The organism is Dissulfurirhabdus thermomarina (assembly GCF_012979235.1).
In the GTDB taxonomy this organism is placed as follows: domain Bacteria; phylum Desulfobacterota; class Dissulfuribacteria; order Dissulfuribacterales; family Dissulfurirhabdaceae; genus Dissulfurirhabdus; species Dissulfurirhabdus thermomarina.
In genome coordinates, this window is sequence record NZ_JAATWC010000003.1 from 144592 (window position 1) to 159591 (window position 15000).

At 66.8% G+C, this 15000-nt stretch carries 12 protein-coding genes and 5 tRNA genes; all 17 read right to left on the reverse strand.

What is annotated here, in order from left to right:
• Positions 1 to 59 precede the first annotated feature (59 nt).
• Positions 60 to 4148: a DNA-directed RNA polymerase subunit beta gene (gene rpoB, locus HCU62_RS05520; protein ID WP_163298470.1), complete on the reverse strand. Its 4089-nt coding sequence runs from the start codon at positions 4146 to 4148 to the stop codon at positions 60 to 62.
• Positions 4149 to 4389: 241 nt separating this feature from the next.
• Positions 4390 to 4776, reverse strand: a complete 387-nt coding sequence (gene rplL, locus HCU62_RS05525) for a 50S ribosomal protein L7/L12 (protein WP_163298471.1) — start codon at positions 4774 to 4776, stop codon at positions 4390 to 4392.
• Positions 4777 to 4859: 83 nt separating this feature from the next.
• A complete protein-coding gene (gene rplJ / locus HCU62_RS05530; RefSeq protein ID WP_163298472.1) occupies positions 4860 to 5387 on the reverse strand; it encodes a 50S ribosomal protein L10 in 528 nt (175 codons plus the stop codon).
• A gap of 371 nt (positions 5388 to 5758) precedes the next feature.
• The gene (rplA, locus tag HCU62_RS05535) at positions 5759 to 6463 is read right to left on the reverse strand and encodes a 50S ribosomal protein L1 (RefSeq protein WP_163298473.1); all 705 of its coding nucleotides are present in this window, start codon (positions 6461 to 6463) and stop codon (positions 5759 to 5761) included.
• Between the two features lie 14 nt (positions 6464 to 6477).
• Positions 6478 to 6903, reverse strand: a complete 426-nt coding sequence (gene rplK, locus HCU62_RS05540) for a 50S ribosomal protein L11 (RefSeq protein ID WP_163298474.1) — start codon at positions 6901 to 6903, stop codon at positions 6478 to 6480.
• Between the two features lie 60 nt (positions 6904 to 6963).
• The gene (nusG, locus tag HCU62_RS05545; RefSeq protein WP_163298475.1) at positions 6964 to 7497 is read right to left on the reverse strand and encodes a transcription termination/antitermination protein NusG; all 534 of its coding nucleotides are present in this window, start codon (positions 7495 to 7497) and stop codon (positions 6964 to 6966) included.
• A gap of 83 nt (positions 7498 to 7580) precedes the next feature.
• Positions 7581 to 7907 (reverse strand): preprotein translocase subunit SecE, encoded by a 327-nt coding sequence (secE, locus tag HCU62_RS05550; protein ID WP_163298476.1) that lies wholly within the window; start codon positions 7905 to 7907, stop codon positions 7581 to 7583.
• A gap of 44 nt (positions 7908 to 7951) precedes the next feature.
• A tRNA-Trp gene (locus HCU62_RS05555) sits at positions 7952 to 8027 on the reverse strand.
• Between the two features lie 23 nt (positions 8028 to 8050).
• On the reverse strand, positions 8051 to 8206 hold the full coding sequence (rpmG, locus tag HCU62_RS05560) for a 50S ribosomal protein L33 (protein WP_163298477.1): 156 nt from the start codon (positions 8204 to 8206) through the stop codon (positions 8051 to 8053).
• 15 nt (positions 8207 to 8221) lie between these two features.
• Positions 8222 to 9412 (reverse strand): elongation factor Tu, encoded by a 1191-nt coding sequence (gene tuf, locus HCU62_RS05565; RefSeq protein WP_169755471.1) that lies wholly within the window; start codon positions 9410 to 9412, stop codon positions 8222 to 8224.
• A gap of 99 nt (positions 9413 to 9511) precedes the next feature.
• Positions 9512 to 9587 (reverse strand) — tRNA-Thr (locus HCU62_RS05570).
• Between the two features lie 61 nt (positions 9588 to 9648).
• Positions 9649 to 9725 (reverse strand) — tRNA-Gly (locus HCU62_RS05575).
• 68 nt (positions 9726 to 9793) lie between these two features.
• Positions 9794 to 9878, reverse strand: a tRNA-Tyr gene (locus tag HCU62_RS05580).
• A gap of 18 nt (positions 9879 to 9896) precedes the next feature.
• Positions 9897 to 9972, reverse strand: a tRNA-Thr gene (locus HCU62_RS05585).
• 224 nt (positions 9973 to 10196) lie between these two features.
• On the reverse strand, positions 10197 to 11396 hold the full coding sequence (gene qmoC / locus HCU62_RS05590) for a quinone-interacting membrane-bound oxidoreductase complex subunit QmoC (RefSeq protein ID WP_163299016.1): 1200 nt from the start codon (positions 11394 to 11396) through the stop codon (positions 10197 to 10199).
• Positions 11397 to 11408: 12 nt separating this feature from the next.
• A complete protein-coding gene (locus HCU62_RS05595) occupies positions 11409 to 13703 on the reverse strand; it encodes an FAD-dependent oxidoreductase (protein WP_163299017.1) in 2295 nt (764 codons plus the stop codon).
• Positions 13703 to 14947, reverse strand: a complete 1245-nt coding sequence (locus HCU62_RS05600; protein WP_163299018.1) for a CoB--CoM heterodisulfide reductase iron-sulfur subunit A family protein — start codon at positions 14945 to 14947, stop codon at positions 13703 to 13705. Before HCU62_RS05600 ends, HCU62_RS05595 begins: the two co-directional genes overlap by 1 nt.
• Positions 14948 to 15000: the final 53 nt, after the last annotated feature.

The window sequence follows — 15000 nt, forward strand, 5'->3', positions numbered from 1 at the left end:
CGTCTTCACCCCTGTCGTGGTTGACGGAAAGGAGCGCGGTGCCGGGCCCGGGCCCCGCCCTACTCGAGCAGCTCGATGTCCAGGCACAGGCCCTGGAGTTCCTTGACCAGCACGTTGAAGGACTCGGGCAGCCCGGCCTCGAGGAAGTTGTTCCCCTTGACGATCTTCTCGTACATCCGGGAACGGCCCACCACGTCGTCGGACTTCACGGTGAGGAACTCCTGCAGCGAGTAGGCGGCCCCGTAGGCCTCCATGGCCCAGACCTCCATCTCGCCCAGCCGCTGGCCGCCGAACTGGGCCTTGCCCCCCAGGGGCTGCTGGGTCACCAGGGAATAGGGCCCGGTGGACCGGGCGTGGATCTTGTCGTCCACCAGGTGGTGGAGCTTCAGCATGTACATGACGCCCACGGTCACGGGCTCGGCGAAGGGCTCCCCGGTCTGGCCGTCGTAGAGGGTGACCTCGCCGAGCTCGGACTGGCCCGCCTCCACCAGGAGATGCCGGATGGCGTCCTCCCGGGCCCCGTCGAAGACCGGGGTGGCCACCGGGATGCCGGCCTCCAGCTCCAGGGCCGTCTCGCAGACGCCATCGTCGTCCTTGCCCCCGATGAGGGCCTCGACCTCCTCCTTGGAATAGATGCGGGAGAGTTTTTCCCGGATCTCGGCCACCCGGCGCTCCCGGGCCAGCTGGGCCAGCTGGGCGCCGAGGTTCTTGGCGGCCCATCCGAGGTGCACCTCGAGGATCTGGCCCACGTTCATCCGGGACGGCACGCCCAGGGGGTTCAAGACGATGTCCACCGGGGTTCCGTCGGCGAAGTAGGGCATGTCCTCCATGGGCACGATGCACGAGACGACGCCCTTGTTGCCGTGGCGGCCGGCCATCTTGTCGCCCACCGAGAGCTTGCGCTTCATGGCCACGTAGACCTTGACCATCTTGATGACCCCCGGCGGCAGCTCGTCCCCCTTCTTGAGGCGCTCGATCTTGCCCTCGAAGTAGTTCTTGATGCGCGCCACCTCGGCCTCGTACCAGGCCAGGGCCTCGCCGACGGCGGGCTCGATCTTCTTCTTGCCTTCCAGGGTGAGATCGCGGAGGCGGTAGACGGGGATCTTCTCGAGCAACTCCCGGGTGATCTTGGTGCCCTTGTCGAGGAGGACCTGGCCCTTGGCCCCCTTGATGGCCACCGCCGCCTTCTTCCCCACCAGGACGGACTCGAGCTTCTTGAGGGTGGTGCGGCGGATGACGGTGATCTCGTCCTCCTGGTCCTTGAGGATCTGGGCGATCTCGAGGTCCTCGATGGCCTTGGAGCGGGTGTCCTTCTCCACCCCCTTGCGGGAGAAGACCTTGGCGTCCACCACCACGCCCTCGATCCCCGGGGGGACGCGGAGGGAGGTGTCCCGGACGTCGCCGGCCTTCTCGCCGAAGATGGCCCTGAGGAGCTTCTCCTCCGGGGAGAGCTGGGTCTCACCCTTCGGGGTGACCTTGCCCACCAGGATGTCGCCGGCCTTCACCTCGGCCCCGATGCGGACGATGCCGCTGTCGTCGAGGTTCTTGAGGGCGTCCTCCCCCACGTTGGGGATGTCCCGGGTGATCTCCTCCTTGCCGAGCTTGGTGTCCCGCGCCTCCACCTCGAACTCCTCGATGTGGACCGAGGTGAAGACGTCGTCGCGGGCGATCCGCTCGCTGACCACGATGGCGTCCTCGAAGTTGTAGCCCCGCCAGGGCATGAAGGCCACCACCACGTTCCGGCCGAGGGCCAGCTCGCCCCGGTCGGTGCTCGGCCCGTCCACCAGGACCTGGCCCGCCCGGACCCGCTGGCCGGGCTTCACCAGGGGCCGCTGGTTGAGGGTGGTGGTCTGGTTGGACTTCTGGTACTTGGTCAGCTTGTGGATGTCCACCTCCACGGGGAGGCCCTGCTTCTCGTCCTCGTCGTAGGCCACCACGAGGCGCCGGGCGTCCACGTCCTCCACCCAGCCGTCGCGCCGGGCGATGACCGTCACCCCGGAGTCCCGGGCCACGTGGGTCTCCATCCCGGTGCCCACCAGGGGGGCCTCGCTCACCAGGAGCGGCACCGCCTGCCGCTGCATGTTGGACCCCATGAGGGCGCGGTTGGCGTCGTCGTTCTCGAGGAAGGGGATGAGCGAGGCGGAGACGCTCACCATCTGGTTGGGGGCGACGTCGATGTAGGTGATCTCCTCGGCGGGCACGATGACGAACTCGCCACGGCGGCGGGCCCCCACCCGGTCGGCCACGATGCGCCCCTTCTTGTCCACCTCGGTGGTGGCCTGGGCGATGGTCTGGCCCTCTTCCTCGCTGGCGGTGAGGTAGACCACCTCCCCGGTGACCTTCCGGTCGACCACCTTGAGATATGGGGTCTCGATGAAGCCGTAGCGGTTGATGCGGCCATAGGTGCTCAGCGAGACGATGAGCCCGATGTTGGGCCCTTCCGGGGTCTCGATGGGGCAGATGCGGCCGTAGTGGGTGGGGTGCACGTCCCGCACCTCGAAGCCGGCCCGCTCGCGGGAAAGGCCGCCCGGCCCCAGGGCCGACAAGCGCCGCTTGTGGGTGACCTCCGAGATGGGGTTCGTCTGGTCCATGAATTGGGAGAGCTGGCTGGCCCCGAAGAATTCCTTGAGCACGGAGCTGACCGGCTTCGGGTTCACCAGGTCGTTGGGCATCAGGGTCTCGATCTCCTGGAGGGTCATGCGCTCCTTGATGGCCCGCTCCATGCGCACGAGGCCGATCCGGTACTGGTTCTCGATGAGCTCCCCCACCGAGCGGACCCGGCGGTTGCCGAGGTGGTCGATGTCGTCCACGGGCCCCTGCTGGTCCTTGAGCCGGACCAACTCCTTGACGGTCGCCAGGATGTCCTCGGGCCGGAGCGTCCGCTGGGTGAGCGGGGTGTCGAGGCCCAGCCGCTCGTTCATCTTGTAGCGCCCCACCTCGGAGAGGTCGTAGGTGTCGGGGTTGAAGAAGAGGGAGTGGAAGAACTTCTCCGCCACCTCGAGGGTCATGGGGCTGCTCGGCCGGAGCCGCCGGTAGATCTCGAGAACGGCCTCCTCCTGGCTCTGCGCCCGGTCCAGGAGGAGGGTCTCCCGCATGGAGGCGCTGACCCGGACGCCGTCGATGAAGAGGGTCTCGAACTCCCGGATGCCCTTCTCCCGGAGGAGTTCCAGGTCCTCCTGGGTGAGCGCCGTGTTGGCCGCCACGAGGACCTCGCCGGTGGCGGTGTCCACGATGTCGCGGGCCACGATGCGGCCCAGGACGTCCTCCTCCACCACGGGCACCCGCTCGATGCCCTCCTCGGCGAGCCGGCGCAGCAGGGTCTTGGTGAACTTCCGATGCTTGCGCAGCAGGATGTCGCCCGTCCGGGGATGGGCGATCTCGACGGAGGTCCGCTGGCCGAGCAGGGTCTCGGGCTGGACCTTCCGGTAGAGGAGCTTCCCGTCCAGGTGGAAGACGTCCCAGTGGTAGAACTCGCGGAGGATGGCCTCGGCGTCGTAGCCCAGGGCCTTGAGCAGCGTGGTGACCGGGAACTTCCGGCGCCGGTCGATCCGGACGTAGAGGATGTCCTTGGGGTCGAATTCGAGATCCACCCAGGAACCGCGGACCGGGATGATGCGGGCCGAATAGAGGAGCTTGCCGCTGGCGTGGACCTTGCCCTTGTCGTGGGCGAAGAAGACGCCGGGGGAGCGCTGGAGCTGGCTCACCACCACCCGCTCGGTGCCGTTGATGATGAAGGTGCCGGTCCGGGTCATGAGGGGCACGGTGCCGAAGTAGATCTCCTGCTCCTTGATGTCCCGGATGCTCTGGACGCCGCTTTCCTTGTCCACGTCGTAGGAAAGCAGGCGGACCACGATCTTGACCGGGGCCTCGTAGGTGGCGCCCCGGGAGAGGCATTCCTCCACGGTGTACTTGGGCTCCCCGATGGAGTACTCCACGAACTCCAGGGAAGAGGCCCCGGTGAAGTCGGTGATGGGGAACACGCTCTTGAAGGCCGCCTGCATCCCGATGTCTTCGCGGGCCTCGGGAGCCACGTCGCGCTGCAGGAACTGGGCGTAGGAGACCCGCTGGAGATCGATCAGATTCGGGACGCCGACGGTCCCCTTGACCCGGCCGAAGTTCTTCCTGATCCGCTGCGTCTTTGTCGTCATCGAGTGTTCACCTCGGTGTCCCGCCGGGACACGCTGCAGTGGGAGGCGGCCCCGGGCTGGCGGGGCCGCCGGCATGTGGGCCCGCCCCCGGCCGGCGCCGGCCGGGAGACGATGCCGGGATTACGGCCGCCCCGAGGGAGAAAAGGCCGGGCGGAGGAGCGCCCCAGGGCAAACTCCCCCGCCCGCTTTCCACCCACGGCTGCAGGGCGAAAACCGTTCTTCAAACCCGGTGATCCGAGTCTTACTTGATCTCAACCTTGCCGCCGACCTTCTCGATCTGCTCCTTGATCTTCTCGGCCTCCTCCTTGGAGACCCCTTCCTTGATGGGCTTGGGAGCACTCTCGACGAGTTCCTTGGCCTCTTTCAGGCCGAGGCCGGTCAGGGCGCGGACCTCCTTGATGACCTGGATCTTCTGCCCGCCCGCCTCGGTCAGGATGGCGTCGAACTCCGTCTTCTCCTCGGCGGGCTCGGCGCCGCCGGCCGCCGCGCCGGGAGCGGCGGCGGCCACCGCCACGGGCGCGGCGGCGCTCACCCCGAACTTCTCCTCCATCTCCTTGACGAGCTCGGAGAGCTCGAGGACCGACATATTGGCAATGAATTCGATGACGTCTTCCTTGGTGATGGCCATGGTTTCCTGTCCTCCTGATCTCTAGGGCACCCCTCCGGGCGCAAAGGTTTCAACGTATCGTGGCGCCGCGGGCCGCACGGGCCTCAGGCGGCCTTCTTCTGTTCCTCCAGGGCCCGAAGCGCGTAGAGCAGCTTCCGCGGCACGGCGGCCAGCACCTGGACGAGGCCGGTGGGAACGGCCACCATGACGGAGAGCAGCTGGGCCAGGAGGACCTCCCGGCTCGGCAGCTTCGCCAGGGCCTGGACGCCGGCGGCGTCGATGCGGGCGCCGGCGAGCATCCCGCCCTTCACCTCGAGTTCCGGGTGGTCCTTGGCGAAGTCGGCCAGGACCTTCGCCACCGCCACCGGGTCGTCGTAGCCGATGGCCACGGCGTTGGGACCGGTGAACTCCTCGCTCATCCCGGCCACGGGCGTCCCCTCGACGGCCCGCCGGAGCAGGGTGTTCTTCACCACCCGGTACTCGGCGCCCGCCTCCCGGATCTTCTTCCTGAGCTCCGTCAGGGCCGCCACGTTCAAGCCGGTGAACCGGGTGGCCACCACGACGGCCGCCCGCGAGAAACGCTCGTGCAACTCCTCGACGATCTTTTCCTTTTCCGCTCTGGATACAGGCAAGTCTATCTCCCCCCTTCCGCCATAGGCAGTTGATACCGCCAAAGGCAGAGGTCACACCATGTCTCGGTAGGTCGGCCCTCCCGGGCCTCATTAAACACCGCCGGTGTACCTACTGTCTTTGACATGTCCGGCGGGCCCACGCCCGCCCTATGTCCGCCCCGTCCCTTCCGGGCCGGGGGTCATACGCCTTCTTCAAGATGGGCTCGTCCACCCGGAACGACGTCTCCAAGGAGAAACGGCCGCCGATCACCCGGCCCCCGGCGCGGGGACGCCGGGGCATGGGCCACGCCGCACCGGCGAAAGGACCGGGACGCCGCGGCCGTTGCGGCGCCGCCGCTTTCCGGGCCGGCCGGGTCACCCCGGCCCGTTTCTCAGGCCGCGAGGTTCCGTACCTCCGTGGGATCGACCTTCACACCCGGCCCCATGGTGGTGGAGAGGGTGACGCTCTTGATGTAGGTTCCCTTGCTGGTGGACGGTTTCGCCCGCTGGAGGGCGTCGATGAGGGCCACGAGGTTGGCCCGGATCCGCTCCTTGTCGAAGGAGGCCCGCCCCACCGGGGCGTGCACCACCCCGGCCTTGTCCACCCGGTAGTCCACCTTCCCGGCCTTGATGTCCTGGACGGCCTTGGCCACGTCCATGGTCACCGTCCCGGTCTTGGCGTTGGGCATGAGGCCCCGGGGACCGAGGATCTTCCCGAGCCGGCCCACCACGCCCATCATGTCGGGAGTGGCCACCACCTTCTCGAAGTCGAGCCAGCCGCCCTGGATCTTCTCCACCAGGTCCTCGGCGCCCACGTAGTCGGCGCCGGCCTCCTCGGCCTCCCGGGCCTTGTCGCCCTTGGCGAAGACCAGGACCCGCTGCTGCCGGCCCGTCCCATGGGGCAGGACCACCGCCCCGCGGACGTTCTGGTCGGCCTTGCGCGGGTCCACCCCGAGGACCACGGCGGCATCCACGCTCTCGTCGAACTTGGCGCTCTTGGTGGCGAGGACCAGCTCCACGGCCTCGTCGAGGCCGTAGCGGCGCCCGGCCTCCACCTTCTCCTTCAGGCTGCGATACCTCTTTCCGTGCCGTGCCATGGCGACAGCTCCTCTCAGTCCACGATCTCGATGCCCATGCTCCGGGCCGTCCCGGCCACGGTCCTCACGGCCGCCTCCATGTCGGCGGCGGTGAGGTCCGGCATCTTGGTCCGGGCGATCTCCTCCACCTGGGCCCGGGTCACCTTGCCCACCTTGTCGCGATTGGGCACGCCGGAGCCCTTCTCCACCTTGGCGGCCTTCTTGAGAAGGATGGCGGCGGGCGGGGTCTTCAGGACGAAGCTGAAGGACCGGTCCGCGTAGACCGTGATCAGGACCGGGATGATCATGCCGGCCTGGTCCTGGGTCTTGGCGTTGAAGGCCTTGCAGAACTCCATGATGTTCACCCCGTGCTGGCCCAGGGCGGGCCCCACGGGGGGGGACGGGTTGGCCTGGCCCGCCGGGATCTGCAGCTTGATGTATCCAGCGATCTTCTTGGCCATCTCTTTCTCCTTTGCGCGCGGGACGCACCGGCGGCCGGCCGCCCGACGTCCCGCCCGTTGTCAGCTCACCTTCTGGACGTGGGCGAATTCCAGCTCCACCGGCGTGGCCCGGCCGAAGATGGAAACCATGACGCGGACCTTCCCCTTCTCGGGCTTGACCTCGTCCACCTCGCCGTGAAAGTTGGCGAAGGGGCCCTCCGTCACCGTCACCTGGTCGCCCTTCTGGAAATCATACTTGGGCACGGGCTTGAGGGCCCGCTCCTCCATCTGCTGGATGATGCGCTCGGCCTCCTCGTCCGGGAGGGAGACCGGGTTCTCCTGGCTCCCGATGAACCCCGTGACCTTGGGCGTGTCCTGCACCAGGTGCCACGTCTCGTTGTTGAGTTCCATCTTGACCAGGATGTAGCCCGGGAAGACCTTCCGCGACGAGGTGCGCCGCTCCCCCTTGACGATCTCCACCACCTTCTCGGTGGGAACCACCACCCGGGAGAAGTGCTGCTCCAGGCCGTGCTGCTTGATCCGCTCCTCGAGGGCCGCCTTGACCTTGTTCTCGAACCCCGAGTAGGTATGGACGATGTACCACTTGTGCGCCATGGTTGCTTAGGACCCCCAGCCCGCGGAACGGGCCGCCACGCCCCCGGCGGGCACGCGGCGGCGGGAGGCATTCCGCGGCCGCCTCAGTAGAGTATCTTCGTGATGAGCCACGAGAGCACCAGGTCCGTCAACCCGAGGTAGGCGGTGAAGAAGAAGGTGATGGCCAGGACCGCCGCCGTGAGGGCGAGCGTCTCCTTCCGGGTGGCGAAGGTCACCTTCTCGAACTCCGCCCGGACCTCCCGGAGAAAGGTGAGAGTGGCCTGCACCCAGCCGACACCCGGCCTGGCGGGAGACGCGGTCTTGGCCTTGGCCGGCGCGGCGGGCGCCGCCCCCCGGCGGTCCGAAACGGCCGCCCGGCCCTTGCGGGCGCGTCCCTGCTTGCCCTTTCCGCCCTTCTTCCTCGTTCCCATGGCGTCCTCCGGGTGACACCGTCACGGTGTCCCGGTCTGCAGGATGGCAGGCCAGGAGGGACTCGAACCCCCAACACCCGGATTTGGAGTCCGGTGCTCTACCATTAGAGCTACTGGCCTGCGCCTTTGCTTCGTCCGCCCCGCTACTTCCCCTTGGACTCCCGGTGCAGGGTGTGCCGCCGGTCGAAGGGGCAGTACTTCTTGAGCTCCAGCTTGTCCGGCGTGGTCCGCCGGTTCTTCGTGGTCATGTAGTTCCGGCGCTTACACTCGGTGCACGCCAGGCTCACGATCTCGCGCATGTCCCTGCCTCCTTGTTACTCGAGGATGGCGCTGACGACGCCGGCGCCCACCGTGCGGCCGCCCTCGCGGATCGCAAATCGGAGACCCTCCTCCATGGCGATCGGCTGAATCAGCTGAACCTCCATCGCCACGTTGTCCCCCGGCATCACCATCTCCACACCCTCCGGAAGCGTCACCACACCCGTCACGTCCGTCGTCCGAAAATAAAACTGCGGACGATACCCCGCAAAAAACGGCGTGTGACGACCACCCTCCTCCTTGCTCAAAATGTAAACCTCCGCCTTGAACCGCGTGTGCGGCGTGATCGACCCAGGCTTCGCCACCACCTGACCACGCTCCACCTCGTCACGCTTCGTACCCCGAAGCAATACACCTATGTTGTCACCCGCACGACCCTCGTCCAAAAGCTTCCGAAACATCTCGAGACCCGTGCACGTCGTCTTCTGCGTCGGACGAAGACCCACTATCTCCACCTCGTCCCCCACGTGGATCACACCCCGCTCCACTCGACCCGTCACCACCGTCCCCCGACCGCTGATGCTGAAAACGTCCTCAATGGGCATCAAAAACGGCTTGTCCACGTCACGCTCGGGCTCCGGGATAAAATTGTCCAGCGCATCCATCAACTCCCAGATGCACTTCGTCTTCTCCTCGTCCTCCGGATTGTTCAGCGCCTCCAACGCGCTCCCCTTGATGATCGGAACGTCGTCGCCCGGAAACTCATACTTGCTCAACAGCTCCCGAAGCTCCAACTCCACCAGCTCGATCAGCTCCGGATCGTCCACCATGTCACACTTGTTCAAAAACACCACAATCGCAGGAACTCCCACCTGCCGCGCCAACAAGATGTGCTCCCGCGTCTGCGGCATCGGACCGTCGTCGGCGCCCACCACCAAAATCGCACCGTCCATCTGCGCCGCACCCGTGATCATGTTCTTGATGTAGTCCGCGTGACCCGGACAATCCACGTGCGCGTAGTGCCGCTTCTCCGTCTCGTACTCCACGTGCGCCGTCGCAATCGTGATACCGCGCTCCCGCTCCTCCGGCGCCTTGTCAATCTCCTCAAACGGCGTGTGATCCGCCCACCCCTTCTTCGACAGCACCGCCGTGATCGCCGACGTCAACGTCGTCTTCCCATGGTCAATGTGACCAATCGTCCCCACGTTCACGTGCGGCTTCGTACGCTCGAACTTCTTCTTGCTCATGGTCTGACCCCGCCTTTCCGATGGTGTTGGGCCCTCGGCGCCGGGCGCACCGCCCGCCGGGGCGTCCAGGGTGGATCTTCACCCGTTCCTGCCATGACATGGAGCCCACGACCGGGATTGAACCGGTGACCTCTTCCTTACCAAGGAAGTGCTCTACCGACTGAGCTACGTGGGCGCCCCTTCGTTACCTTCGCCGTCCACGCCCCGCGCCCCCGCCCCGGGAGCCGGCGGCGTGGTGGAGCGGGAAACGGGACTCGAACCCGCAACCCTCAGCTTGGAAGGCTGATGCTCTGGCCAATTGAGCTATTCCCGCTCAAAAAATGCATATGCCGCCATCTCCTGGCCTTGCCAGGATTCCGGCCGCATTGCCGTCCATTTTCGTGGTGGAGAGGGGAGGATTCGAACCTCCGAAGGCGTCGCCAACAGATTTACAGTCTGTCCCCTTTGGCCGCTCGGGAACCTCTCCGTTCTTGTCGTGCCCGCGTGGAGCTGGCGATGGGACTCGAACCCGCAACCTGCTGATTACAAATCAGCTGCTCTACCAGTTGAGCTACGCCAGCCCGGCTGGACCGAATATAATAGCTTGGCCCGGCCAAAAAGCAACCCCTTTCTGCCCGCTCCCGGCGCGGGACCCGCGCCCGGGGCAACCCCGCCGGCGGCCGCCGCGGCGGCCGGCAAGAAACGCAGCAGCCCACGGCTCTTTGCGACGCCATCAAGAAGGGGCGGCACCGGTCGCCCAGTGCCGCCCCGTGGTTCGTTTCGGTGCCGTGCCGGCAGCTGCGGCTCAGTCGCCCTTCACGTCGGCCGCCCACCGCTGGTGGACGTAGGCCGTGGTCCGGTAGAGGAGATGCCCGAACTTGGTGTAGGGCAAGGAGAGGAAGAGCACCGCCACGCACCCGAGGTGAAGGACGTAGACCGGGTACGCCACCGGCGCGAGGTTCATCCAGCGAAGGACCTCGGAGCCGAGGCCGGTGAGCCCCACCATGAGGATCAGCCAGATGAGGATCCAATCCTGGCTGGCGCTCTTGAGGTCGCCTTCGCGGGTCAGCCGGCTCCGCATCTGGAGCACCATCCAGGCCCCGCCGATGAGCATCACCGCCCCCAGGTTGGCCAGGAGCTTCACGGGGTGAAGCACCGGAAGCGGCGTCACCGGCCCGATCCAGCCCAGGGCCGCGTGGAAGAAGTCCTCCATGACAAAGTCGTAGTTGGTCACGATGAAGAGGAACAGGAAGGACCACAGGAGCCAGAGATGGCCCCGGGCCCGGTCCACCGTAACCCCGCACTTCTTGAACCGCTCGTGGCGGAAGATCTCCACGATGGAGGGCCAGAGGTACCTGCCGATGAGCGCCCCGAAACCCGGCCGGGGATAGGTCCCGGTGTAGGTGGTGGGGATGCCGGCCCCCACGTTGAGATCCGACCAGAAGTTCAGAACGCCCCTCGCGCTCACCACCAGGACGAAGAAGACCAGCGGGAGGAACATGGCATCGATGGGCAGCACGCTCAGGAACTGCGAATACTCCACCTTCCCCTCCTCGTTCAAGGGGAAGGGGAAGGCATGCCCGGTGTGCTGGGACCAGAGCCCGGCCACCACCAGCACCACCACCATGGCGGCCACCACCGCGGCCACCACTCCGCCGGGGTTACCGAGGAGATCGGCCAGGAACTTCGGCGTGGAATAGTGCCGGATGGCCTTGGAACGCATGGCGCCCAGGACGTCGCCCGGCCGGGCGCCGCGGGGGCAGTAGGCCGTGCAGTCCGCGCACTGGTGGCAGAGCCACACGTCCGGGTCGCCGGCGATGCGGTCCCCGAGCCCCCACTGCGCCCAGAGCATCTCCTTGCGCGGGAAGGGGCTCTCCTCCGTGGAGAGCGGGCAGACCACGGAACAGGTCGCGCACTGGTAACAGCGGTTGACCGTGTCCCCGCCGGCGGCCATGACCCCCTTGACGAAGGAAAGGTCCGGCTCGATTTTCTTGTATTCTCCCATTTGCGGTTCCTCCTACCAGCCTTTGAACGGGTTCGGCCCCATCTCGACCACTTCTTCCACGAACTCGTTGATGATCTCGGGCACCTTGTCGTATTCGTCGATGGCCACCTGGGCCAACTTCACCCGCTCGGGTTCCATTCCGAGGGAATTGAGGGTCTCCGCCACGTTCTCCATCCGGCGGTTGGCCAGCTCGCTGCCCTTGGCGAAGTGACACTGGTAATCGTCGCCGAACTTGCAGCCGAGCAGCAAGACCCCGTCCATGCCGCTGGACATGGCGTCCTTGATCCAGGACACGTTCACGGAGCCCAGGCACCGGACCGGGATGACCCGGGCCAGCGGCGACCAGGAGTGCCCCCGCTGGGCCGCCATGTCGATGGCCGGGTAGGCGTCGTTCTCGCAGGCGAAGACCACGAACCGCAGCTTCTCCTCGTCGTCGTCCGGCACCTCGATGGACTTGATCATGGAGCCCACGAGGTCGATGTTGTAGTCCTTGAAGCCGATGATGCGCTCCGGGCAGGCCCCCATGCAGGTCCCGCACCGGCGGCACCGGGTGGGATTGGGCTTCGGCGTCCCCTTCTCGTCGTCGTCCAGGGCGCCGAAGGGGCACTCCTCGGTGCAACGCTTGCACTGGGTGCAGCGCTGGAAGTAGAAGTCGGGGTAGTCGAAGTCCCAGGTCCGGGGATGGACCGCGTGGCCCTCCTCCGCCGCCTTGACGCACTGGACGCTCTTGAGCGCCGCCCCCGCCGCGTCCTCCATGGCCTCCTCGATGGTCATGGAACGGTGGACCCCCCCCGCGGCGTAGATGCCCGTCCGGCGGGTCTCGTAGGGGAAGCAGATGAAGTTCGAATCGCAGTAGCCGCCGAAGAGGTCGAGGTCGCGGAAGGCCGGGCCCTGGCGGTAGGCCAGGTTCACCACCGCCTCGTCACGGGTGGTGGGCACCATGCCCGTGGAGAGCACCACCATGTCCACGTCCACGGCGATGTCCTCGCCGAGCAGCGTCTTTTCCACCTTCACGGTGAGGCCGGAGCCGTTGTCCTCCACCTGGGTGACCGCCCCCTTGGTGAGGAAGATCCCCGGGTCGTCCTGGATCCCCTTATAGAAGTACTCGTACTTCCCCGGGGTCCGCATGTGCTGGTAGAAGACGTAGGCCTTGCCGTCCTCGGGGTGATCCTCCCGGACGTACTTGGCCTGCTTGAGGGCCACCATGCTGGTGACGTGGGAGGCGTAGGGGAAGTCGGCGTCGTCGTCGGCACCGCCCGGGCTCTGGATGAAGGCCACGGACTTGGGAACCTGCCCGGCCTTGGCCATCTCCTCGAACTGGTGGTTGGTCACCACCTTGGCGTTGCCCCAGGCGAGGTGGGCGTACTCGCCCTCTCCGGGGACGTAGGGCTTCCAGCCGGAGGCCACCACCACGGCGCCGAAGCGCTCGGCGTTGGGATCCACCTCCATGTAGTCCTTGCGCCCCTCGTTCTTGGCATCGTAGACCTTCTTCTGGTCCTCGGCGGAGAGCTCGTTCCCGTTCTCGTCGAGCTTCTCCTCGTCGGTGAGGGGAACCGGGGCGTCCCACTCGCTCTTGGTGCCGGCCGCCTTGAAGCTCACCCGGTAGTCGCCGGGGACGTTGGCGATGCGGGCGACCTCGGTCGAAAGCTTCACCTCGATGCGGTCGTCGGCCTCCACCCTGGCGATGAGATCCCCCACCACGGGGTCCACCAGGCCGGAATAATCCGGCCCCATGGGGAACTGCTTGCGGAGCTTGGCCGCGTAGCCGCCCAGCTGGCCCTCCCGCTCCACGATGGTGACAGGGTAGCCCGCCGCCGAGGCCTCGAGCGCCGCCGTGAGACCGGTGACACCGCCGCCGATCACCAGCACCCGGTCGCTCAGGGTCTCCGGCTTGTAGGGCTCGGGCATCTCGGCCTTCTCCATGCGCTTGACGGCCATCCGAATGTAGTCCTCGGCCAGTTCCTGGACGTGCTCCTTCAGGGCGTCGGCGTTTTCGGCGTCGGCCGGGATCTTGTGGCTCCAGGCCACCAGTTCGCGCAGCCCCACCTGCCAGAGGGCCACCCCGGGCAGGTCGAACTCCTTGAACTCGATCCGGGGCGAAACCCCCGCGAGGATCACGGCGTTGACCCCCTCGCCCTCGACGTCCTGCTTGACCATGGCCACGCCCTCGGGCCCGTAGAGGTCGGGGTGGGCCTTGGCCACGGCGACTCCGAGGTCCCCGGTGGCGAGTTCCACCAGCTTGTCCACGTCCACGGCGTCGGCGATCCCGTCGCCGGTGTATATGTAGAGTCCGATCTTCTTCGACATCAGCCTGCCCTCCTCAACGTCTGAACGGCCTTGAGGGCCGCAGCGGTGGCGCTCTGCGCGGAGCTCACGACATCAATGGGCCGAAGTGCGCATCCGCAGGGAATGATGCCCTCCTTGGGCACCACGAATCCGTCCTGGTCGTACTCGATCCCGGGTATCGCCTTGAGGGCCCCCGTGGGCTGCATGCCCGTGGCCAGGACGGCGAGGTCCACTTCCTGCTCGATCTTCCCGCCGCCGACGGCGTCTTCGGCCACCACCTTCACCGCCTTGGTGGCCGGGTCCTCGGAGACCTCCGCGACCTTGCCCTTGACGAAGTGGATCTTCTCGTCCTCCTTCACCCGCTTGTAGAAGTTCTCGTACTTGCGGCCGGGGGCGCGGATATCGATGTAGAAGACGTAGATCTCGGTGTCCGGGGACTGCTCCCGGAGGTACAGGGCCTGCTTCAAGGTGGCCATGCAACAGATGTAGGAACAGTAGGGGAGGTGATTCTCGTCCCGGGAGCCCGCGCACTGGACGAAGGCCACCGACTTGGGCTCCGCCTGGTCGGAGGGGCGGAGGATCTTCCCGCCCGTGGGTCCCGCCGGAGAGGCCATCCGCTCCACCATCATGTTGGTGACCACGTTGGTGCAGCGGCCGAAGCCGAGGTTGTCGATCTTGCCCGCGTCGTAGGGCGCCCACCCGGTGGCCACGACGATGGCCCCCACGTTCAGGGTGACCGTCTCGGGCTGCTGGCCGAGGTCCACGTGGCCGGCCGGCATGGCGGCCTTGATGGCCTCGCCCTCCTCGGTGCCCGCCACCGCCGGGTCCACCACGCACTGGGCGGGGAAGGCCATGGGGTGCGGCATGTAGATGGGCTTGCGGGTGTCCATGCCGAAGTTGAACTCGTTGGGCACCTCGGTGGTGGCCGCGGCGGCCCCCGCCTCGCAGCTCGTGCACTGCGGGGTGGTGTAGCGGGGGTTGACCCGGACCCGGACCTCGTAGTTGCCGGGCCCCCCGGAGACCGATTCCACCTCGGCCAGGGTGTAGAAGGTGATGCGCGGGCTGGTCTTCACCCGCTTGAAGTTGATCTCGAGCCCACAGGTGGGGGGGCACAGCTTGGGGAAGTACTTGTTCAGCTGGGCGACCCGCCCGCCGAGGTAACTCTGCCCCTCCACGATGTAGACGTCGTGTCCCATTTCGGCGGCCTCAACCGCGGCCGTGAGCCCGCTGAACCCGCCACCTATCACCAGTACGCTTCCACTCATCTGCCGCTCCTTTTCCTCCGTCGAGATGACGTTCGACGTTCCGTGTTCCGGGG